This window comes from Lacinutrix gracilariae, assembly GCF_042684485.1.
GTDB classification, from domain to species: Bacteria; Bacteroidota; Bacteroidia; order Flavobacteriales; family Flavobacteriaceae; genus Oceanihabitans; species Oceanihabitans gracilariae.
In genome coordinates, this window is record NZ_JBHULM010000007.1 from 258,384 (window position 1) to 279,344 (window position 20,961).

18 protein-coding genes are annotated in these 20,961 nt (G+C 30.7%); 1 reads left to right on the forward strand and 17 read right to left on the reverse strand.

Features of this window, described 5'->3' with window-relative positions; translation table 11 throughout:
* Positions 1–61: 61 nt before the first annotated feature.
* The 11 genes from ACFSSB_RS04055 to ACFSSB_RS04105 all read right to left on the reverse strand — a co-directional run bounded on the left by ACFSSB_RS04055 (position 62) and on the right by ACFSSB_RS04105 (position 12,218).
* Positions 62–253 (reverse strand): cold-shock protein, encoded by a 192-nt coding sequence (locus ACFSSB_RS04055; protein WP_379901235.1) that lies wholly within the window; start codon positions 251–253, stop codon positions 62–64.
* Positions 254–382: 129 nt separating this feature from the next.
* The gene (locus ACFSSB_RS04060) at positions 383–1,642 is read right to left on the reverse strand and encodes a DUF2130 domain-containing protein (RefSeq protein WP_379901237.1); all 1,260 of its coding nucleotides are present in this window, start codon (positions 1,640–1,642) and stop codon (positions 383–385) included.
* A 226-nt stretch (positions 1,643–1,868) separates the two neighbouring features.
* On the reverse strand, positions 1,869–3,179 hold the full coding sequence (locus ACFSSB_RS04065) for a DEAD/DEAH box helicase (protein WP_379901239.1): 1,311 nt from the start codon (positions 3,177–3,179) through the stop codon (positions 1,869–1,871).
* 3 nt (positions 3,180–3,182) lie between these two features.
* Entirely contained in the window at positions 3,183–4,523 is a 1,341-nt protein-coding gene (locus ACFSSB_RS04070) for a DEAD/DEAH box helicase (protein WP_379901241.1), read from the reverse strand.
* A 118-nt stretch (positions 4,524–4,641) separates the two neighbouring features.
* Positions 4,642–5,127, reverse strand: coding sequence for an Mpo1 family 2-hydroxy fatty acid dioxygenase (locus tag ACFSSB_RS04075; RefSeq protein ID WP_379901243.1), 486 nt, complete (start codon positions 5,125–5,127; stop codon positions 4,642–4,644).
* 177 nt (positions 5,128–5,304) lie between these two features.
* The gene (locus tag ACFSSB_RS04080; RefSeq protein WP_379901245.1) at positions 5,305–6,189 is read right to left on the reverse strand and encodes a carbohydrate kinase family protein; all 885 of its coding nucleotides are present in this window, start codon (positions 6,187–6,189) and stop codon (positions 5,305–5,307) included.
* A gap of 1 nt (position 6,190) precedes the next feature.
* The gene (locus ACFSSB_RS04085) at positions 6,191–7,687 is read right to left on the reverse strand and encodes a mannitol dehydrogenase family protein (protein WP_379901247.1); all 1,497 of its coding nucleotides are present in this window, start codon (positions 7,685–7,687) and stop codon (positions 6,191–6,193) included.
* Positions 7,688–7,701: 14 nt separating this feature from the next.
* Positions 7,702–8,670, reverse strand: coding sequence for an ABC transporter permease (locus ACFSSB_RS04090; protein WP_379901249.1), 969 nt, complete (start codon positions 8,668–8,670; stop codon positions 7,702–7,704).
* 19 nt (positions 8,671–8,689) lie between these two features.
* Positions 8,690–10,213, reverse strand: a complete 1,524-nt coding sequence (locus ACFSSB_RS04095; RefSeq protein ID WP_379901251.1) for a sugar ABC transporter ATP-binding protein — start codon at positions 10,211–10,213, stop codon at positions 8,690–8,692.
* Between the two features lie 16 nt (positions 10,214–10,229).
* Positions 10,230–11,294, reverse strand: coding sequence for a substrate-binding domain-containing protein (locus tag ACFSSB_RS04100; RefSeq protein WP_379901253.1), 1,065 nt, complete (start codon positions 11,292–11,294; stop codon positions 10,230–10,232).
* 45 nt (positions 11,295–11,339) lie between these two features.
* Positions 11,340–12,218, reverse strand: a complete 879-nt coding sequence (locus ACFSSB_RS04105; RefSeq protein WP_379901255.1) for a hypothetical protein — start codon at positions 12,216–12,218, stop codon at positions 11,340–11,342.
* Positions 12,219–12,482: 264 nt separating this feature from the next.
* Between ACFSSB_RS04105 and ACFSSB_RS04110 the strand changes: the two genes are divergently transcribed.
* Positions 12,483–13,220, forward strand: a complete 738-nt coding sequence (locus ACFSSB_RS04110) for an NUDIX hydrolase (protein WP_379901257.1) — start codon at positions 12,483–12,485, stop codon at positions 13,218–13,220.
* A gap of 139 nt (positions 13,221–13,359) precedes the next feature.
* Here ACFSSB_RS04110 and ACFSSB_RS04115 read toward each other — a convergent pair whose 3' ends face one another.
* From ACFSSB_RS04115 to ACFSSB_RS04140, 6 genes are all read right to left on the reverse strand, one after another.
* Complete coding sequence (locus ACFSSB_RS04115; RefSeq protein WP_379901259.1) at positions 13,360–13,983, reverse strand: MarC family protein; 624 nt, start codon at positions 13,981–13,983, stop codon at positions 13,360–13,362.
* 153 nt (positions 13,984–14,136) lie between these two features.
* On the reverse strand, positions 14,137–17,826 hold the full coding sequence (locus tag ACFSSB_RS04120; protein ID WP_379901261.1) for a metallophosphoesterase: 3,690 nt from the start codon (positions 17,824–17,826) through the stop codon (positions 14,137–14,139).
* 76 nt (positions 17,827–17,902) lie between these two features.
* Positions 17,903–18,505, reverse strand: coding sequence for a hypothetical protein (locus ACFSSB_RS04125; protein WP_379901263.1), 603 nt, complete (start codon positions 18,503–18,505; stop codon positions 17,903–17,905).
* A 3-nt stretch (positions 18,506–18,508) separates the two neighbouring features.
* A complete protein-coding gene (locus ACFSSB_RS04130; protein WP_379901265.1) occupies positions 18,509–19,600 on the reverse strand; it encodes a YHYH protein in 1,092 nt (363 codons plus the stop codon).
* Positions 19,601–19,655: 55 nt separating this feature from the next.
* Complete coding sequence (locus ACFSSB_RS04135; protein WP_379901267.1) at positions 19,656–20,351, reverse strand: SCO family protein; 696 nt, start codon at positions 20,349–20,351, stop codon at positions 19,656–19,658.
* The gene (locus tag ACFSSB_RS04140) at positions 20,320–20,949 is read right to left on the reverse strand and encodes a toxin-antitoxin system YwqK family antitoxin (RefSeq protein WP_379901269.1); all 630 of its coding nucleotides are present in this window, start codon (positions 20,947–20,949) and stop codon (positions 20,320–20,322) included. Before ACFSSB_RS04140 ends, ACFSSB_RS04135 begins: the two co-directional genes overlap by 32 nt.
* Positions 20,950–20,961 lie beyond the last annotated feature (12 nt).

Sequence of the window (20,961 nt, forward strand, 5' to 3'; positions counted from 1 at the left end):
GCGTATAAAATAAAAAAGCCCATCTCAAGAGATGGGCTTTTTGAAAATATATGAATATGTCTTAGATAACTTTTACGTTTACTGCGTTTAATCCTTTTTTTCCGTCTTGTAAATCATATTCAACTTCATCACCTTCTCTAATCTCATCGATTAGTCCAGAAATGTGCACAAAATGATCTTTGTCTACTCCTTCTTCAGTTATAAAACCGAATCCTTTTGTGTCGTTGAAAAATTTTACTGTTCCTTTACTCATTGTAATGTAATTTAATTTATTTATACTTAATAGTTTGCAAGTATAGTGCCATTAATTCAAAGTTCAACTCTTTTTAGTGTTTTTATTTCAATTAATTGCAAAATAAATTAAAATCGTTCTTATTTCTAGTTAATTAATATCCTCCTCATAGCCTGGTAATTCTAGTGCTTTTACAGATTGTATGGCGTTTCCTGCTATTCCTTTTATAGAACCATACATATCTATGGTATTGGTAACCACTTTTTCAATTTGCTTTTCTCTTTGTTTCCAAATTCTTTGCATAGAACGTTTTTCGCTTTCTAAGTCCGATTTCATTTGAGTAAATCCTTCCACAATCGCTTCAATTTGCATTCTAAAGGTATTACTGGTAAGATAATCATACAGTAAATCCATTTTATCTCCTTTGTTTTCTTGCGAAACGATAGCATTGTTTACTTGTAAAATTCCTTCTCTTAAAACAGCACAAAGGCCTTTAAACTCTTCGTAGTTACAAATCCAAATACCATCTTTTAATCCCATTCTATCCATATCAGAAGGCATTACTTCGGTTACTAAAACACCAACATTTGCTCCTTTATCTCTAATATCTGCTTTAAATTTTTCAATCCAAGTAGGTTGAAAATCTTTGGTTCTTTTACTTTCATAATAAATGGTACCACAATTTTGTTCTGTTCTAGAATGTACAATTTGAATACAGTCTCCTCCTCTAGCACCTTTTTTAATTTCTTGAATGGTATCTAACGGAAACTGTGTAGCCAACCATTCTTCTATTGCAAGCTCTTGTACTTCGCCTTGCAATTGCATAGAACCTTGCTCCTGCTTACGTTTCATTTCTTCGGTAAGCTTTTTTTGGTCTTCTAACTGCTTTTGCATTTCTTTAAAACGCAATTCGTTTTTATCTTCTTCTAACTTTTTAATCTTCTCTTTTTCTAAAGCTAACATTTCATTTAGCTTTTTTTGAGCTTCAGCTTCAGCTGCTTCTTTTAATTCGCTTTTTTCTCTCTTAAGCTTTTCTATTATTGCCTTAGAGCGATTTAATTCTTTTACTTGCGCAGATTTTTCGTTTAGTTCTTTTTGTAAAGCATCAAACTGTTCAGACTGTTCTTCTTTTAGTTTAAGCTTTAGTTTATTTTCTATTTCTTTTTTTTCTGCTTTAAGCTGATTTTCTAAACGTATTTGAAAGAGTTCATTTTCTTTCTTTTTCTTTTGTTCAAAATCTAACTTTTCTTGTTTTAATCGTTCTTGCTGACTTTGGTATTTCTTCTTTTCATCTGCAATTTGCGATTGGTATTTTTGTTTTATTTCTTCTTCTAATTGATGCGATAAAATGTCTTGCACATCTATAGATGTACCACAGTTTGGGCATTTAATTTGTGTTTCGTTTTTCATTCGCTTAATTTTTTTACACTATTCTGCATTATGCGCTTGCTAATTACATGCTTTAAAAACACTTTAGCTGCGCTCCTTTTTTAGAATATAAATATACATAAGTCCTAATTTTTTAACTTATGGTTTTTGTTTTTTTACAAAAAATAAATCTAGCTCCTTATTTAAAATAAAAAAACCAAGCTTTTAAACTTGGTTTGTATGTGTTTACCTTATTTTTCTTGAAAAGTTAAATGGTATAAGTACGCACTTTTCGTTTTTTTAAACGTGTATTGTTTGTTTTAGCAATAATGTTTTGCGCCTTTGCTTTAGGTATAGCAACAAAAGCACAATCTTGTTTCAGTTCAATAATACCAATTTCAGATTTTTCTAGGTTGCATTGTTTAAACAGTAAACCTGCAATATCTCCTTTAGAAATTTTATCTTTTCTTCCGCCAGAAATAAATAAAGTACTCCATTGGGTTTGCATAGTTGTGGTTTTACCATTTGGAGTAACTATAATATTGGTATCTATAAAATCTGGAAGTTTTTCTTTATCCCATTGCAATACATAAGCGGTTCCTTCTGCATTCATACGTGCTGTTCTACCATTTCTGTGTGTAAACTCTTCTGCTTTTAATGGTAATTGGTAGTGAATAATATAATTAAGTTCTGGAATATCTAATCCACGAGCTGCCAAATCTGTAGCAATGATAATTTGATGCGTTCCGTTTCTAAATTTTATTAAAGCACGTTCTCTATCTATTTGTTCCATTCCGCCTTGAAAACAGCCATGTGCAATATTATTTTCGGTTAAAAAATTACTAACATATTGAATAGTATCTTTAAAATTACAGAAAATAATTCCTGGTTTGTTACCAATATCCTGTAATAAATCTACTAAAGTTTGCAGCTTATTTTTGTCTGGAGAAAGTACTTTTTTAATTTCTAGATTCGATTCTTGAGTACCTAAATAATCGATTACTAATTCGTTTTTTAAACCTACAAAACGAGGGATTTCCATGTCTTGTGTAGCAGAGGTTAAAATGCGTTTTTTTATATTAGGAAGACTACTAATAATCTCTTTCATTTCTTTTTCAAATCCTACTTCTAAAGATTTGTCAAACTCATCTAAAACCAGTGTTTTAATATCATCTACTAAAAAGGTTTCTCTACGTAAATGATCTGCAACACGACCAGGAGTACCAATAATTATTGCTGGTGTATGTGCTAAATCTATTTTGTCTTTACTAAATGGTCTTCCTCCATAAATAGCATTGGCTTTAAAGCCAGAACCCATAGTACGTATAACTTGTTCTATTTGAATAGCTAACTCACGCGATGGCACTAAAATTAGCAACTGTACATTTTTACAATTGGTATTTAAATCTGCAATAGTTGGTAATAAAAAAGCCACTGTTTTACCTGTTCCTGTTGGAGATAATAAAACGGTATTTGCTGTACTAGTAATAGATAGCAAGGCTTCTTCCTGCATAGGATTAAGCGCTTTTATTTTTAGTTTGTTTAAAATATCTTGCTGTACTTTTTTGTAGTGTGCCATTGTTTATTTTTTCTTCTTCTTCTTTTCAACGGTTTGTTTTTCAACAATGGTATTGTTTTCTGCTATATAATTCGATAAGATTTTATCTACCAACTCCTCTTTGGTTAAATGATGAAAGATAGTCTTTACTTTTGCCTTAAAATCTTCAGGAATATCACGATTAGGCTTCGTTTTAAATATTTTTCTTGCCCAAAGTAATCCGTTATTTTCTTCAATACTTTTAGCGTCTGCTTTTTGAAATGCTGTAAAAGCGATACCTAATTCTTCTTCAAATTCAGGAATGTCTTGTACTTCATCTTCTTGTATAATACTTAAAGCTAAACCTGTTGCTCCTGCTCTTGCTGTACGACCACTTCTATGTACATAAGCATCATAGGTGTCTGGTAAATGATAATTAATAACAAAGGCCAGGTCTTTTACATCTATACCACGAGCAGCCAAATCTGTAGCCACTAAAATATTAATATGTCCTTCTCTAAATTGTCCCATAATTCGATCACGAATTCCTTGAGATAAACTACCATGAATAGCACCAGATGAGAATTTATTTATAGCTAGGTTTTTTGCTAATTTATTTACTGCTGCTTTAGTTTTACAAAATATAATTCCGCGTTTACCTTCGTTAGAATTTAAAAAATGCATTAATACATTTAGTTTTTCAATAGGCTCTACAACTACATATTGATGGTCTATACTTTGGTGACCAACAGTTTGCATATCTGCTTCAATTGTAACTTGATTTTTAGACAAGTTATTTTGCACCAATTGCTTTATTGTTCCTGGTAAAGTAGCTGTAAACAATAAGGTTCTTCGCTTTTTTGGTAAAGCTTTAATGATGGTATCTACACCTTCTTTATGCGCACTTACCATTTCATCAGCTTCGTCTAAAACAAAATAAGTAACGTCTTTAAGATCTATAGCATTTCTATCTATTACATCTGCTAAACGTCCTGGTGTTGCTATAACAATATGTGTAGTTTCTTTAAGTTTTTCTATTTGTGGTTTAATAGGTATACCTCCAAATAAACCTGCAATAGATACCTTTAGTTTTTCGGTATTAAAAGCCTCAAGGTTTTTGTAAATCTGTTGCCCTAACTCTCTTGTAGGAGCTAAAATTACGGCTTGAATATTGTTTTTATTTATGTCTATTAATTGTAATAAAGGCAAGCCAAAAGCTGCTGTTTTACCTGTTCCTGTTTTTGCAATAGCAACAACATCTTTATTCGTGTTTAATATTACTGGAATTACTTTTTCTTGAATATCTGTTGGCACTGTAATATTTAACGCTGTTAAACTGCGTTGTAAATCTTCGTGAATACCTAAACTAGAAAATGATTTTGACATAAATTTTATTTTGTGCAAAGATAGTAGAGTTTTATTGGTTTTAGTAATTTAATACTTTGGTTTTAAAACAAAAAAAAACAGCTTTAAAAAACTGTTTTTAATTGGTGTACATTATTCTTTAAAATTTAATATGTAGAGCATCAAACAAATGACTCATAGTCCACGCAGGACCAATCATTAAAAATTGTAAATCTTTTAAAAAAGAAGGTTTTTTGCCTTCGTGATTATGACCAATAAATTGTCCTATCCAAGCCACAACAAAAATAATCATCATAATTAACCAAAGTGGTGCTATTTGCAGTTGTGCTATTTGATGAATACCCAATAATACCAATGCCGAAAATAGTAGCATACCTATAAAAAGTACTATAGATAGACGTAAATAATATATTAAACCAAAAAGTATTACTAGCGTACCTACATGTGCATAAGGTAATAAAGCCATTGGTATTGCATTTGTTACTGCTTCTGGCATAGGAATACTAGCCAACAAACCAATTAAGCTAAAGAAAATTAATGGCACACAAATATAATGTATGGCAATATTAAGTTTTGTTTGGTGACTTTCAGCATATTCGGTTAAAAGGGAATCTATAGCTCTCATGTATTTTATATATTAATTGTTTGTTTTTGTTTTGTCTTCAAATATAAATAAGTAAAACAAAACCTATTTATTTTATTAAAATAATAATATTCTTTTAATGTTAATATTAAAAACGCAAAAAGCTTTATGAAAATTCATAAAGCTTTAAACTACTATTAATCCAATTTAATCAATAATCTAACTAGGGGAAATAAATGTATTAATATCTTCTTCTTTAATTTTTGGGTTTGCGCCTTCACTACCTGCTACTAATGCACCAACTGCACAAGCATAATCAATGGCTTCTTGCGGATTGTCTTTATTTAATAATTTACTAATTAAAGTAGCTAAAAAAGAATCTCCAGCACCAACAGTATCTACTACTTGAATTGGATAACCATTGTTATAATAAAAGGTGTTATTAAAGTATAAAATAGCACCATCAGCACCTTTGGTTACACAAATAGTTTTTGTGTTAGTATGTGAAGCTATAAAGCTAATGTTTTTTTCTAAATCGTTAGTTTTAGAGTGTAATGCCATACCAATTTCAATAATTTCTTCATCATTAAATTTTATAAAATCGGCTTCTTGCATTAAAATATTTAAAACATCAATAGTATAATAAGGAGCTCTAAGGTTTACATCAAAAATTTTATATTTCGCAATTTTTAAAAGTTCATATAGTGTAATTCTTGTAATACTATTTCTTGCTGCTAAGCTTCCGTAAATAAAAGCATCGGCATTTTCTGTGACTTTCTTGTTGCTTTCGTTTAATTTAATATTATCCCAAGCACGAGGAAGTTTTATATTATAAGTAGCAGCACCTTTTTCATTCAATACTACTTGCACTTGACCTGTTTTTAGTTTTTGGTCTACTTGTAAGTTTTCTATATCTATACCATGCTCTAAGATATAATCTTTAATTTTTTCACCATCTTCATCTTCACCTATACGACTAATAATAGACACTTTATTGTTTAACGATTGTAATCGCAAAGCAACATTTAAAGGAGCACCACCTATTTTTTTATGTGTTGTAAAAACATCCCATAAAACTTCGCCAAAACAAACTATATTTTTCATTTTAATTGGGTTTAATTGTATTGCTATTATACTCTTTAATACAAGCCTCTACTCCTCTATTTACTATATCGTTATAAGCTGTAGTATATGCCTCTACAAAGGTTTTTTCTGTTTTAAGATCTCCAAAAACAGCGTCAATTTCTAAAAAAGAAGAAGGTGTTTGTGTAGCTGTTATTGCTTGTTTGTGTAATTCTTGTTTTAAAGCATCTTTAATGTTTAGTTCTTTTCCTTTTTCATCTTTACCTAAACTATATATTGCCCAAGCAGCAGTAACAAATGCAGCTAGTTTTATAGAACCATTTGCTTTTAATTGTGAATTAATGGTTGGTAAGATGAAAATTGGATATTTAGCCGAAGTTTCCGAACAAATACGATCAATTTGATCTTTGATATTTATGTTTCCGAAACGCTCTAACAGCGATTGCTTATAATCGTTAAGATTAATACCTTCTAAATCTCCTAATGTTGGAGTAACTTCTATATGCATATAGTTATTTAGGAAGGTTCTAATATTTGTGTTGTGTACTGCTTCGTCAATAGTATTATAACCCATTAATGCACCTAGTAAACCTATTACAGAATGTCCTGCATTAAGTAAGCTTAGTTTCATTTTTTCATAAGGTTCTACGTTAGGTACAAACTGCGCTCCAACGGTTTCCCAAGCAGGTCTTCCAGCAATAAAATTATCTTCAATAACCCATTGTTTAAAAGGCTCACAAACTACTGGCCAAGCATCATCAATACCTGTGTTTTCTTTTAGGTTTGCTATATCTTCTGCTGAAGTTACAGGAGTTATTCTATCTACCATAGCATTTGGAAAAGATACATTTGTTTCCATCCAAGTAACTAAAGATGGTTCCGCTTTAGCCACATAACTTAGAAGCATTTTTTGCATCATGTGTCCATTACCTTGAATATTATCACAAGACTGAATGGTTATTCCTTTTAAACCTTGTTCTTTTCTTAATTTTAAAGCTTGTGTTAGATAGCCAAAAATAGTTTTTGGTGCTTGAGGATACTCTAAATCATGAATAATTAACGGATTGGTAAAATCAAACTCTTTAGTTGCTTCATTATAGTTATAACCACCTTCTGTAATAGTTAATGTGATGATTTTAACCTCTGGACTAGCCATTTTTTCAATGACTTTTATTGGATTTTCTGGCGCAAATAAACATTCAACAATAGAACCAATAACTTGTGTAGTATGTGTACCATCTAATTCTTTAACAATTAAGGTATATAAACCGTCTTGTTCTTTTAAAGTATTATAGATTTTAGTGTCGAAATCTAATAAGGCAACACCACAAATTCCCAAATCTTTTACAGTACCATCTTGTAATAATTGATTGGTGTAAAACGCTTCATGCGCTCTATGAAATCCGCCAATACCAACATGTACAATTCCTGTTTTAATTGCAGATCTATCATACTTTGGTGTTGCAACTCTTTCTGCTATTTGCGAAAGATTTTTATTATTTAATTTTAAATTTTCCATTACAGAATATGTATTTATTTGCTTTCAAATCTTTGTAATAAAACCGCAAAAATGATAATTGCTCCTTTTACTACTTGTTGTGGATACGATGGTACATTTAGTAGGTTTAAAATGTTTCCTATTAAACCTAAAATAAGTACACCCATTAATGTATTTATAGCTGTTCCTTTTCCTCCATTTAAACTTGCGCCACCAATTACCACTGCTGCAATTGCATCAAGCTCCCAAGCCATTCCCATATTAGGAGAACCTAAATTGGTTCTTGAAGCAACAATAATAGCTGCTGTTGCTGCCAAAGCACCAGATATAGCATACACTAAAAATTTGTATTTATTTACTTTAATTCCGGATAAGCGAGAAGCCTCTTCATTACTACCTATGGCTATTATTAATCTACCAAAAACATTATAACGCAACATTACCATTGCCATAATAACAATGACAAAAAACACAATGGCAATATTAGGAATACCTAGAGTTGCATTATTTGCAAAGTCTGACATGTACTTACCACCAACTGTTGTAAACGTAATAGGAGAACCTTTAGAGTAGATAAAACTTAAACCTCTAGCAATAGTCATTAAGGCTAATGTGGCAACAAAAGGTGCCATTTTTTGATATGCGACGAGATATCCTGAAATGCTTCCTAAACCAAAACCAATAAGAATTGTAAATAAGATAGCGACAGGTAAAATGAAAATATTTATTAAAATAGCAAAGGTAACAGCTAGTAATGCTACCATAGAACCAACCGATAAATCAATACCACCAGTTAAAATTACTATAAGCATACCAATACTAATAATACCAATACCTGAAACTTGTTTTAATAAGTTAGAAAGGTTAACTGAAGTAAAAAACACATCAGAAATTAGTGCTGAAAAAATCACCAATAATATAAAAATGAATATAGTATTATACTTTACTAAAAACTTGAGAATACCTCCAGGAGTACTTAGCTGTTCTTTTAATGTTAAAGCCATAACGTGAATGTTTATTAGTTTAATTATATTGTTTTAAAGGTTCTCCTATGGAGTAACGTAAAATGTTTTCTTCTGAAAATTGTTCTTTTTGTAATTCGCCATAAAACGTACCTTCATGCATAACAAGAATACGATCTGAAATACCCATTATTTCTGGCATATCTGAAGAAATAACAACAACACCAACACCTTTTTTTGCCACCTCATTAATTAGTTTATAGATTTCTATTTTTGCACCTACATCTACTCCACGTGTTGGTTCATCAATAAAAATGACTTTACTATCAATACTTAGCCATTTTGCTAAGGCTACTTTTTGTTGATTTCCACCACTTAGGTTTTTTACATCTACCTCAGAGCTGGGTGTTTTAATGTTTAGTTTTTCAATAAGTCCTAAAACCTTTTTGTATTCGTTTTCTATATTTATAAAACCAAGTTTACTAGAAATAGAATCGAAACTTGTAACGCTAATATTACGTCTTATAGACAATGGTAAAAAGACACCTTCTTCTTTTCTATCTTCAGACACAAAACCAATTTGATGACCAGCAGCATCTACAGGAGAGTTGGTTTTTATCTCTTTACCTTCTAAAATTAAAGTACCAGATTTCTTTTTATCTGCACCAAAAATAAGTTTTGCTGTTTCTGTTCTTCCGCTTCCACCTAAACCTGCAATACCTAAAACTTCACCAGGTTTTACATGAAAAGACACATCATGAACCATGTTATTTTTAGCGGTTAAATTTTTGACTTCAAAAATAGGCGTTTCTCCTATTTCAATAGTTCTTGCTGGATATAAGTCTTTTAGCTCACGACCAATCATTAAATGAATTACGCCATCTTTATTGGTGTCTGCAATAGCCATACTACCAGTATCTACACCATCTCTAAGTACAGTAACAGTATCTGCTATTTCAAAAACTTCATCTAAGTGATGTGATATGTATATGATTGAAATACCTTTTTCTTTTAGTTTAAAAAGAATATTAAAAAGCTTTTTAACGTCTTTAGGATCAAAAACAGTAGTAGGCTCATCTAACACTAAAACTTTGGTGTCTTCAGATATTGCTTTTGCAATTTCAACCACTTGTTTTTGTACAATACTTAAGTTTTTTACTTTGGCAGATGCATTTATTTTAAACCCTAAAGAATCTAATAATTCTTGTGCATCTTTAATTAAACCTTTCCAATTCATCCAGGTTTTATTAGCACCTAATTTATGCAGATAAATATTTTCTGCAACCGATAAATCATTGACTAAAGACAGTTCTTGATATACTACGTTTATACCTAAAATTTGTCCTTCATGCGTGTTTTTTGGTTTAATCTCTTGTCCATCTAAAACTACTTTACCAGTATCTTTTTGATGTACACCACTAAGTATTTTAATTAAGGTAGATTTTCCTGCACCATTCTCGCCTAACAAGGCATGAATTTCTGCAGGTTTTACTTTAAGATTTACATTTTTAAGTACCGAAACAACACCAAAACTTTTTGATATTCCTGTCATTTCAAGACGATATTCATTTTCTGAACTTTTCATATCAAATATTTAATTATTAAAAAATAGCGTTTGGGTTGTAATATTCGGCAGCATTTTCTTTGGTAATTAACAAAGGTGCTGTGTATGATTTTTTATCAAAATCTCTTTTTCCATTCATATACTCAACAGCATATTTCACCGCATTTTTTCCTATTTGCACAGGACTATTCATTGCTGTACAACCATAAAAATCGGTTTCCATAATATATTTAATAGCTTCTTTTTGTCCGTCAGCTCCTGCTACTATTAATATATCATCTGTTTTACCTGCTTGCGCAATGGCTTTAATAGCACCTAACACACAAACATCAGATTCTGTAATCACTACATTAATATCTGGATGTGCTACTAGAATGTCTTCCATAGCTTTTAAACCACCAGCATAAGACCACTCTGTATATGCTTGTGTTTTTACGTTTAAGTTAATTTTCCCTTGTGTACGTAATTGTTCTTCTGTTATACCTTGTAATAAACCTTGTTTACGTGTACGACCTACAGGATTTCCTGCATTACCACTTAATAAGGCTATATTCATTTGCTTTTTACCAAATTTTTTAGCCAACCACTCTCCTGCTAATGCTCCATTAGCTAGGTTGTTAGCTTGAATGGTGGTTATATAATCTGCTTTAGGATTTATAGAACTATCAATAATAAACACTGGAATACCTGCCGCTTTAGCTATTTTAGTAACACCAACTAAAGCATCAGGATCTTTAGGGTTTAGTAGTAAAGCATCTACACCTTTTGTAATTAAATCTTCAACAGCTGCAATTTGTTTTGTAATATCATCTTGCCCATCTGCAGACAAAAATTGCATGCCATTATTTTCTGTAGTTGTTTTTATACTCTGCCATAGCGCTTGGTAATAAGGAGCATTTAGTGTTGGAGAGCAATATCCGATTTTTTTACCTGTAAGATCTATTTCACTTTCAATTGCACCATCAAACTCCTCACTACTATTAGTAGAAGCATCAGAATTATTAAGTTGTTCGGCACAACTAGTAAGATTAAAAATCAATAAAAGAACTAGTATAGGAAACAAGTATTTTTTTAGATTGTTTTTAAAAGTTTTTGTTTTCATAATCTTAAAATTATTGAGAGTACTAAATGTTGGTTAATAGATTATTTAAAATAAAGTAACATCTAGTTGTATTACTGTTTTTTCTTGCTCAGGATTCCACATAAGGGTTACATCTACTGGTATATTATGTTTAAAAACCGAAAATTGTTTATTATACGTAGCACCTACATTTATTATATTTCCTGCTCCTTCTGTATAAAAAGTTTTATCTGTAATAAAAGACCAAGCTCCACCTGCAAATAAGGATAAACTAGCATTTTGATTTTTCCAAACTTTACTAGAAACTTCAAAATAATGAGTCCATGAGTTTTTTAAATCTCCATTGTCTTGTACTTCATAATCTCCAGAACCACCACCAATAATAGTTGCAAAGTATAATAAGGTATTTGGTGTCAGGTTATAACCAAAATTAAAATCTACAAAATTGTATCCTTGGGTTTTATCATAACTCCAATATTCTAATTTATCTCCTCTTTCTTCTACTCCTGTATAATTGTTATGTGAAACTGCTTCTATAAAGAATTTATCAGAAAAACGATATTTGGTATAAATAGAAACCTCTTTATAGTATGCACTTTCATTTTCTCCTGTATTTATATTTTTTACATCTACTGTAGAAAAGCTAGCACCTCCCCAAAAACCAAATGTAAATTTCTTATTTTTAGAGTTATACTCTATGTTTGTTGCAAGTACAGCACCAGGATGAACAACAAAACCATGCCATGTGTGCATATTTTTTAAATGACCTCCAATACTTATTGGTTGAAAAGCATCCTCCATTTCATCTGCAACAACTTCCTCTTGCGCTTCAACGATATTGAAAGTAAAAAACATTGCACCTATTACTAATAGAATTCTTTTTGAATTTTTATTGTCGTATTCTATTAAGATAGTGTTTAAAAAAAAATCTATAAGTCTATTCATGGTATTTTTTTTAAATATTTCGCTTCAATTAGAAACGTCATTTTTACGTTTGTTTTTCAAATGTATTACAATTAAATATATAAATCCTAATTTTTCCCTAAAAAAATATAGTATTTTAACTTTTATGTATACTATATTGACCCTTAAATTGCTGATTTTACAATTACGGACGATATTTTTAATAATGTAAAAATGACGTTTATTAAATTTTGTATATATTAGTAGCAAACAAACCAAAAACCTATTTTTGTAATCTTTTAACTTATGGAGCCTGAAAAAATATTAAATATATCTGTAGATTGTGTCGTTTTTGGATATGATATAAATACCAAGTCTTTAAATGTTTTATTAATTAATCGTTTTTTAGAGTCTGAAGACAAAAAAGAAGTTCTAGTTAATGATTATGTTTTAACAGGATATCACGTATATAAAAATGAAACCTTAGATGATACTGCAACTAGAGTTTTAAAAGAGCTAACAGGATTAACAAATCAATATAAAAAGCAATTTAAAGCTTTTGGTGATCCAGATCGTTTAATGAATCCTAAAGATATTATTTGGATTAAAAACGAAGCCTTCCATTTAAGAACTACAACAATAGCCTATTATTTTTTATTAAAAACCGAAGATGTTAATTTAAAGAACAATAAGAATAAGGCTAAATGGTTTCCGGTTAACAATTTACCAGAAGTTGGTTTTGATCATGAACAAATAATACTAGAGGCCTATGAAGATTTAAAGGTAAAGTGTTTATCAAAACCTATTATATTTAAACTGCTTCCAGATAAGTTTACTATAAATGACGTACAAGATTTATATGAATCTATTTTAGGAATTGAAATAGATAATAGAAATTTTAGACGAAAATTAATAAACAAAAAATACATCATTGCTTTAGATGAAAAACAAGTAGGCGTTTCAAAAAAACCTGCTCAACTATATATGTTTAGCAAAGATATTTATGATAAAATGTTTCAGAAAAATTATTTGATAAGCATATAGCAAACTATAATTTTAGTAGTAAAAACAATAAAAAAACCACAAAACAAGATTCATTATCCATAAATCTTGTTTTGTGGTTTTTGCTTTTATCTATACCTTAAAATATACACGTTATGTTATATATTTTAATACAATCTAGTTATTGCGCTATTAGGTTAAAAGAAATTTTAATTCCTTGAATAATCATACCTGTACCAATAATGGCAATGATTAATCCCATGATTTTACCAATTACAGAGATCACGTTATACCCAACTATTTTAACTACTAGATCACTTAATCTAAACGTAAAGAAGGTTAATAAACTCATTAAACCAAATATACCGATTACCAAAAATATATGTATAGCTTCTGCATTAGACACAAAATTCATTGCTGTTACAATGGTTCCTGGTCCTGCTAAAATAGGAATAGCTAGTGGTGAAACTGCAATGTTTTCATCAATATGAACATTCTTAATATTTTTTACGTTTGATTTTTTAGACTGTAACATTTCAAAACCAATAAAAAATATAAGAATACCACCTGTTATTTTAAAAGCAGGAATACTAATATTAAATAGTTTAAATATATATTTTCCCAGCAATACAAAAACCGTAACAATTACAAAGGCAATTATATTTGCTCGTTTATTAATATCTCGTTTTGTTTTTTTGTCTGCACCATCTGTTAATGACAAGAAAACCGACATGTTTGAAATAGGGTTTGTAATAGCAAAAAATGCCGTAAACACTGCTATTGAGAAGGCTATTAAGTTATCCATTTTTAATCAAAATTTAATGATGCAAGAAATTGAATTACTTCTGTATCACCAAACCAATTACGTGTTTTTTTATTAAATAAAATTATAGGCATAATAAGATGCTACAATTAACTGTAGCATCTGTATGTATTATAGGAGAAAGGAGTAACTTTTTTAGAATCCAAAGCCTAATTTAAAAGCAACACGCATTCCATCCTCGCTATTAAAAGCAGATACATTTGCAGTAAACATATCTACCATAGTAACAAAAAGACCTCCTCCAAATGAGGTATTCCATTGATCTTTATTATAACTAGCATTAGCAACCAAATCATTATCTACCCAAATACGTCCGTAATCTGCACCACCATAAACACCAAGACTTATTGGTATTATATTTGTTTTAAGGCTTAAAAAATTAAGACGCAAATCTGTACTCTGTACAAATGCACTTTTACCTGTAAAACGTTCGTTTCTATAACCACGCAACCCTGTATTTGCTCCTAAAGTTGCTGCTTGGTAAAACTCAAAATTATCTCCTAAATTAAAGTGTCCACTAAAGTTTGTAGCTAAAACTAACGCACCACTTGGTATTAATTTATAATCAAAACCTAATTCTGGAATAATATAACCAAACCCTTTATTAGAATCTATATTGTTTTTAAAACCAACTTGTAAACCAAATTGCATTCCTAAGGTAGGAAAGGCTTTATTGTCTTTATTTTGAAAAGAATAGGTTGCATCTGCACCATAAAAAGCATCACTTACTTCGTTGCCATCACCTATAAATGTATTAATAAATCTTCCGGTTGTTCTTTCTACTTCATTGTTTTCAAATAAAACACCTGCTTTAAAATAACCTCCTAACTGTCCTCGCCATATTAAAGATGGTTTAACAGAAAAGCTTCTTATTTTTACACGATTATAATCCATATCCACCACATCATCTGTTTCAAGATTTGGAGTAGAATTACCATAATCAAAAAAGTTAATGGCATAATTAGGACTATTAAAACTAGCATCTAAACCAAAGTTTAACCCTTTAAATACGTTAGCAAATTCTCCTTTATAATCGATTTCAAAACCATTGGTTGCAAAATAATAGGCAGCAGAAATTGTATGTTGCGAAGTAAAAGGATTGCGTTCAAAACCATAAACCGTATAGGTATTAGCAATTCCTATTTTTAAACCATCATCAGGATTAGAACCAATAGTTGGTACTAATTGGTTTATATTATTTTTTAGCTTTTTATAATCATACACATTCGTTTCATAATCATCTGTAAACTTTTGATGTCCATTTTTGTTTACTATTGTGCTTTCTTTAGATTTATAATCGTAAAAAGTCACTTTTTTTCCTTGCTCAATATTATAAACATCGTGGTTTTGTCCTCCTATTAAACGTACTCGCATTTGGTTATTGGTATTATTTCCAAATACATGAAACGTATCGTCATCATCTAAACCATAAATCCAGATTTCATTAGTTTCTGTATTATTATAAGTACGTTCATGAAAAATATCTGCTTTTTCTCCACCTTTAATTCTGTAAGCTGTAACTTTTGTTTTTCCGTTAGGCAAACGCTCTACATCAAACCAATCGTCTTTATTTGTACCTTTAATCACAGCATATTTATTTACTAGATTGTAATATCTATCTGCAATTTTTTGAAGGTTTGCACGACGTGCTTTTAGTGTGGCTTTAATTTTATCTGTTACTTCTCCTCTAACCTCTTCTGGAAAATTTAAAAAGGCTTTATCAATCACCTGGTCTGTAATTCCTTCTTGAATGGTTTTTACTTGTGCATTCCAAACCTCTTTATTAGACTGCATAATAAACTCCATATCTAAAGGATAAGGTTCTACATTAACCCCTTTTACATCTACTAAATCGTCGTCATATTTTCTCAATAACCTAGCTGTTGGTATAATGGCAACAGCAGAAGTAAGCATTACACCATCAGACATTATAGAAAAAACCTGATCTCTATCTCTAGGTAAAGGTCTATATACTTTTTTTCCGTTTTCTTTAAACTCTAACCAACGCCATTGGTCTTGATGTCTGTCCCAATCACCAATTAGCATATCAAATAAACGAGCACGAATATAAGCAGCTTCATCCATGACTAAGTCTTCGTCTTTATGCAGCTTATCCATAACATCTGCAGTACTTAAAACCTTATTAGAAAACCCGAAGCTTGCTAAATCTCCATGACCATCAGAGGCATGTTCTTCAATCATATACAACTCATCACCAAACTGTTCATTATAATCTCCTAAAGCATTTTGCTTTGGTATATAATATAGTTTTGGGTTTAAATGGTAAACACCAACAGCATCAGATAAATCGGCAACCGTAAAAAGTGCATAAGGATGTGAACCTGTAAATACATCTAGTATTAAATCTTCAGCAGCAGTATCATCAAATTTTCCGTCTAGATATTGGTCTTTAAAAAAAGCAGCTTGCAAATACTGTGTACCTTGTTTACGCATAGCACGCATGACGTATTGTTTTTTGCCATCTTTGGTAATAAGACGCAGTGATTTAGACTGTGTTCCTCCTCCTCTTCTTCCTATCGTGACTCCACCAAAAAGCGTATCTAAATTTACGGTTGGTACTGTAACTTTTGTACTATAGGTATCTCTGTATCTTTTTCCCCATAAAAATTTAGTAAAAGCAGATTTATCGGTTTCTTCTTGAGAATAGATGGAAGCTGATTTTTCTTTCGGAAAAGTTTCTGGAAACTTGGTATCTATTGTATTGGTATCTGGTTTTAATACTTCGGTTTCAAACACCAATTTATTATCTTCAACCGAATAAAAACGCACATACGAAGAACCATCTTTAAAGACATCTAACCTAGCATATCCTGGCGTTCCGTATGAAAATTGTCCGCCTCCAACATTTCTAGTAGGTGTTACTTTAGACCCAGATCCACTTACAATTTGACGTAAATTGTCTTGCACTAAATATTGTAAGTTATGCTCGTGACCAGAAACAAAAACCACTTTACTATTTTCTTGTGAAATGGTTATTAGCCTTTTTCTTAGTTCGTTATAGCGTTTATTTTGAATATCTGCATTAGAAACTCCTGTTGTAACGCGCAATAGATTTTTAAGTGTTCCTAAAACTGGAGCTGGAGACAAATGACTTTTAAAATGATATTGTCCTCCATGTAAACCATTGGTATATATAGGATGGTGTAATGCTACAATAGTAGTTTTACCTCTTGCTTTTTTTATTAAACTGCTGTATTCATTAAAAAAAAGTTCTCTGGTTTTAATTTCGCAATCGTCATTAATAGTAGGATGATTATTCCAGTTGGTTACAAACCATTGTGTATCAATAATTATTAATTCTACATCATCTGAAACATGAATTTTATCAATAGGACAACCGTTTTCTGGTAAAAAAGTGTCTTTACCTAATATACTCTCAATATATTTTTCTTGACGTTTTAATCCTTTAAGTCCGTTACTATACCAATCGTGATTTCCAGGAATAAAGATGGTGTTTCCTTTAAAATCTACAGTAGCTTGGGTTTGTGTATTTAGTTGGTGTTCTGCAAAGGCTCTGTCTTCACTTTCTTTATTAGGTAAACCTTTAGGATAAATATTATCACCAAGAAAAATAGCTGTACTGTTTTTAGATGCTTTAGCTAATTCTGATTTAAAAGCTTGAATTGTTTTTGAAGATTCTCCTAAAGGCGAGTTTCCTCCATCACCAATTAAATAGAAAGAATGTTCTATTTCCTTATCAGGAAAAGTATTTACGCTTGTACTATTTTTATACTGCGCCTTATAAGTTGCACAAGAGCTTAAAAGCAAAATTGCAAAAAACTTAGAGAATAATTTTTTAGACATCTATCCTATCATTTTAATTGCTCTAAGATAAAAATTACTTAGGCTTTAAAAGAATTCTGATAAAGTAAATCTGTTTTCATGATGCGGAAGTATGCATACTAGCTTTTTTTCTGGTAAAATAAAACCATACAAAGCCTAGTAAAAGAGCGATAATACCTACTAAATAATAAAAGGAAAGCGCTTTTTTATTATTTTTTTCCTCTAAGTGTATTTCAAAGCTAGTGGCAGTATTGGTAGTTATATATTCTACACTTTTAGTTTGTAATAACAGCTCGTGGTAATTGGTTTGCTCTCTTGTTAAATTACACATTATACTATTGGTAATTTTATTAAAAGAAGCACCTTTAAAAGTAAGTATATAATTAGCTTGGTGCGAATGCCCTTGTGAAACCGTTTTGTTTACAGACAATAAAGGCAAACGCTCTAAACCATTAGTGATTATTAAATGATTATTTAAATAATCAAATAAAGCAACATCATAATCTTCTTGCTTTCTAGATAGCTCTAAATCAGGAAATGCTATTAATAGCGAAGATCTTATGCTCCAAGGAAACTCCGCTTCTACTACAACAACATCCTCTTTTTGTTCTATTTTAAAGAATGCTTTATTTGCATCATGCGCAAAACCATAATTTAGGAACAAGCAGAGAGTAGCTATAAGTAAACTAGGAGTTTTCATGGATTATGCACCTATTGAAAAATCATTTGAAGGAGTTCCTTTAAAGTATCTAGGAATACTAGGAAACGCATCTGTAATTACATAATAAAAGGTTCCTGTTGGATATTCTGGTGTTACACCATATCTACCATTAAGAGCATCTAAGGTTCCTAATCCATCCATGTATTCATAATCATTAGAATATACACCATTATACACATCACAAGGAGCAGTAACTCCATCTCCTCCTCTTTCTCCTGTTTTTAACTGGTAACTAGAACTCATTTCTATAACAGCAGAAGTATTGTCATAAGCATCAGCATATGCATATTTATAATAAATAGGAAAACCATCTGCAGCATAACCAATTAAAGTCATAGCATTGGTTGGAACATTTAAAGATTCTAAAAACAAGGTTGGCGAACCATGATAATGGTATTTTCCTGTAGGTTGTACATGCGCATTATTACAATCTACACCAAGATTTACATTTAGCGCTTCTAAATTCCACTCCCAATTTACATTAGGACTCATAATACCTTCATGCGGAAAAGGTTCTGCTGCAACAGGATCTAACTCGACACCATTTAATAAAATACCGAAAGAATATTGAGGTCCTGCATTTGGTCCTGAGCCTGTTGTAGCCAATAAAGGCGTTATATTTGGAGCTTCTGTAGGATCCATGGTAATGGTATAGTTTCCATTTTGTTCTGAAATAGCATTTGGATTTAAAGATCCTTGTACCATACCAAATAAACCAACTCTATGGTCTGGAATACTATTGGTGGTAATTATTCTATTATTTCCTGAAATGGTTTCATTATAATCATTTGTAAAACTTAAGGTTTGATCACATGCTCCTCTAGAATCATCTAAAGTTTGGTCTGAAACACAATCTACAACCACTACATCATCATCTGTATCTTCATTATTTGAAACATAACCATCTGGTTGGGTATCTGAAATTATAAAGACATTAGGATTACCTAAACCATCACCATCTAAATCTTGATACCAAGTAGTTTCTTCAATTGTTGTGCTATTATCCTCACTGGAACATGCTATAAAACCTATTGTAACTAATAGAATACATGCTATTTCAAGTCTATATTTCATTTATAATTGTATTATGGAATTAAAATTATCTCTTTTACTATCAGATTCATTAAAACTACTTTTCTAACTGCAATGCTTTTACATCTGTAATTAGTTGCGCAATGGAAGCTCTATTTAAACCATTGTAAATTCCTCTAATATGCTTGTTTTTATCTATTAACAAAAAGTTTTCGGTGTGAAGAAAATCATCCATACTTTTTATTTCGCCTAAATCATTTTCTACAAAATAATGCTCTCTACCTAGTGTATAAATTTCATTTCTATCACCTGTAACCAAATGCCATTTATTATCTATCACATTATTATTTTTAGCGTAGGTTTTTAAAGCAGGTACAGAGTCTATAGATGGAGTTACAGAATGAGACAGCATTACAACGTCATTATCATTTTTAAATGCTTCTTGTACTTTCACCATATTATTGGTCATTTTTAAACAAATGCCAGGACAGGTTGTATAAAAGAAATCGGTTATATATATTTTATCTTGAAACGTATTTTGAGTAATGGTATCACCTAACTGATTTATTAGGTTAAAATCTGGTATTTTGTGAAAACTTTTTTCTTCATCACTTCCAGGTGTTAACCAATGCGGAGTAAAAGATTCGTCTTCATAAAAAGGCAAATATTCTACTCTACTAGTTTCTACTACTTTTATATTTTCTTTTTTTACTTGTTTTTTACAGCTTATAGTAAGTACTAATAAACCAAGTAATAAGATTCTATTTTTTTTTCTTTTTAATAATAACTTCATCTTCTAATCTATAACATGAATTTGCTCTTCTCATACCAAAAATGCGACCATTTTTAGCTTCGTAATTAACATATAGCTTGCCATTGGCTAACCAAGCTTTTTGAAGTCCTTGTTCTTTACCATCCACAAGGTTTCTAAATTTAGCTAATTGTCCTGTTGGATACCATTTTTTATCTTCGCCTTGTTTCGTACCATTTTCATAAAGCGATTGTCCTGCTAAAACACCATTTTCCCACCAACTTTTGTAAACTCCGTGTAAACGATTGTTTTTATAATAAGATTCTATTTGAAGCTTTCCTTTGTTTGTCCAACGTCTAGCAACACCTTCTCTTTTTCCGTTATAAAAACCCCATTTTTCTTCTAATATTCCATTTGGATAATATTTTAAAGAATAGCCATTAAAAGGTTTTCCTTTATAATACCACTTTCCTTTATTTCCATTAAGAATTAACTCTTTTTTTAATACTTCAAAACTATCTATAACAATAGTATTGGCTTGCTCTTTTAAAGCAACCGTTTCTGTACTTTTATTAGAAGACGTTTGTTTACAGCCTATGGTAAAAAAGGCCATTAGTATTAAAAAAAGAGTTGGTTTCATACTTTATTTGTT

Bases quoted from the DNA above. Each gene is read 5' to 3' on its own strand.
- ACFSSB_RS04065 (WP_379901239.1), bottom strand. From the start codon at position 3,179: ATGGCACACTACAAAAAAGTACAGCAAGATATTTTAAACAAACTAAAA.
- ACFSSB_RS04090 (WP_379901249.1), bottom strand. From the start codon at position 8,670: ATGGCTTTAACATTAAAAGAACAGCTAAGTACTCCTGGAGGTATTCTC.
- ACFSSB_RS04105 (WP_379901255.1), bottom strand. From the start codon at position 12,218: ATGAATAGACTTATAGATTTTTTTTTAAACACTATCTTAATAGAATAC.
- ACFSSB_RS04115 (WP_379901259.1), bottom strand. From the start codon at position 13,983: ATGGATAACTTAATAGCCTTCTCAATAGCAGTGTTTACGGCATTTTTT.
- ACFSSB_RS04120 (WP_379901261.1), bottom strand. From the start codon at position 17,826: ATGTCTAAAAAATTATTCTCTAAGTTTTTTGCAATTTTGCTTTTAAGC.
- ACFSSB_RS04060 (WP_379901237.1), bottom strand. From the start codon at position 1,642: ATGAAAAACGAAACACAAATTAAATGCCCAAACTGTGGTACATCTATA.
- ACFSSB_RS04110 (WP_379901257.1), top strand. From the start codon at position 12,483: ATGGAGCCTGAAAAAATATTAAATATATCTGTAGATTGTGTCGTTTTT.
- ACFSSB_RS04125 (WP_379901263.1), bottom strand. From the start codon at position 18,505: ATGAAAACTCCTAGTTTACTTATAGCTACTCTCTGCTTGTTCCTAAAT.
- ACFSSB_RS04080 (WP_379901245.1), bottom strand. From the start codon at position 6,189: ATGAAAAATATAGTTTGTTTTGGCGAAGTTTTATGGGATGTTTTTACA.
- ACFSSB_RS04130 (WP_379901265.1), bottom strand. From the start codon at position 19,600: ATGAAATATAGACTTGAAATAGCATGTATTCTATTAGTTACAATAGGT.
- ACFSSB_RS04055 (WP_379901235.1), bottom strand. From the start codon at position 253: ATGAGTAAAGGAACAGTAAAATTTTTCAACGACACAAAAGGATTCGGT.
- ACFSSB_RS04075 (WP_379901243.1), bottom strand. From the start codon at position 5,127: ATGAGAGCTATAGATTCCCTTTTAACCGAATATGCTGAAAGTCACCAA.
- ACFSSB_RS04140 (WP_379901269.1), bottom strand. From the start codon at position 20,949: ATGAAACCAACTCTTTTTTTAATACTAATGGCCTTTTTTACCATAGGC.
- ACFSSB_RS04100 (WP_379901253.1), bottom strand. From the start codon at position 11,294: ATGAAAACAAAAACTTTTAAAAACAATCTAAAAAAATACTTGTTTCCT.
- ACFSSB_RS04135 (WP_379901267.1), bottom strand. From the start codon at position 20,351: ATGAAGTTATTATTAAAAAGAAAAAAAAATAGAATCTTATTACTTGGT.
- ACFSSB_RS04095 (WP_379901251.1), bottom strand. From the start codon at position 10,213: ATGAAAAGTTCAGAAAATGAATATCGTCTTGAAATGACAGGAATATCA.
- ACFSSB_RS04070 (WP_379901241.1), bottom strand. From the start codon at position 4,523: ATGTCAAAATCATTTTCTAGTTTAGGTATTCACGAAGATTTACAACGC.
- ACFSSB_RS04085 (WP_379901247.1), bottom strand. From the start codon at position 7,687: ATGGAAAATTTAAAATTAAATAATAAAAATCTTTCGCAAATAGCAGAA.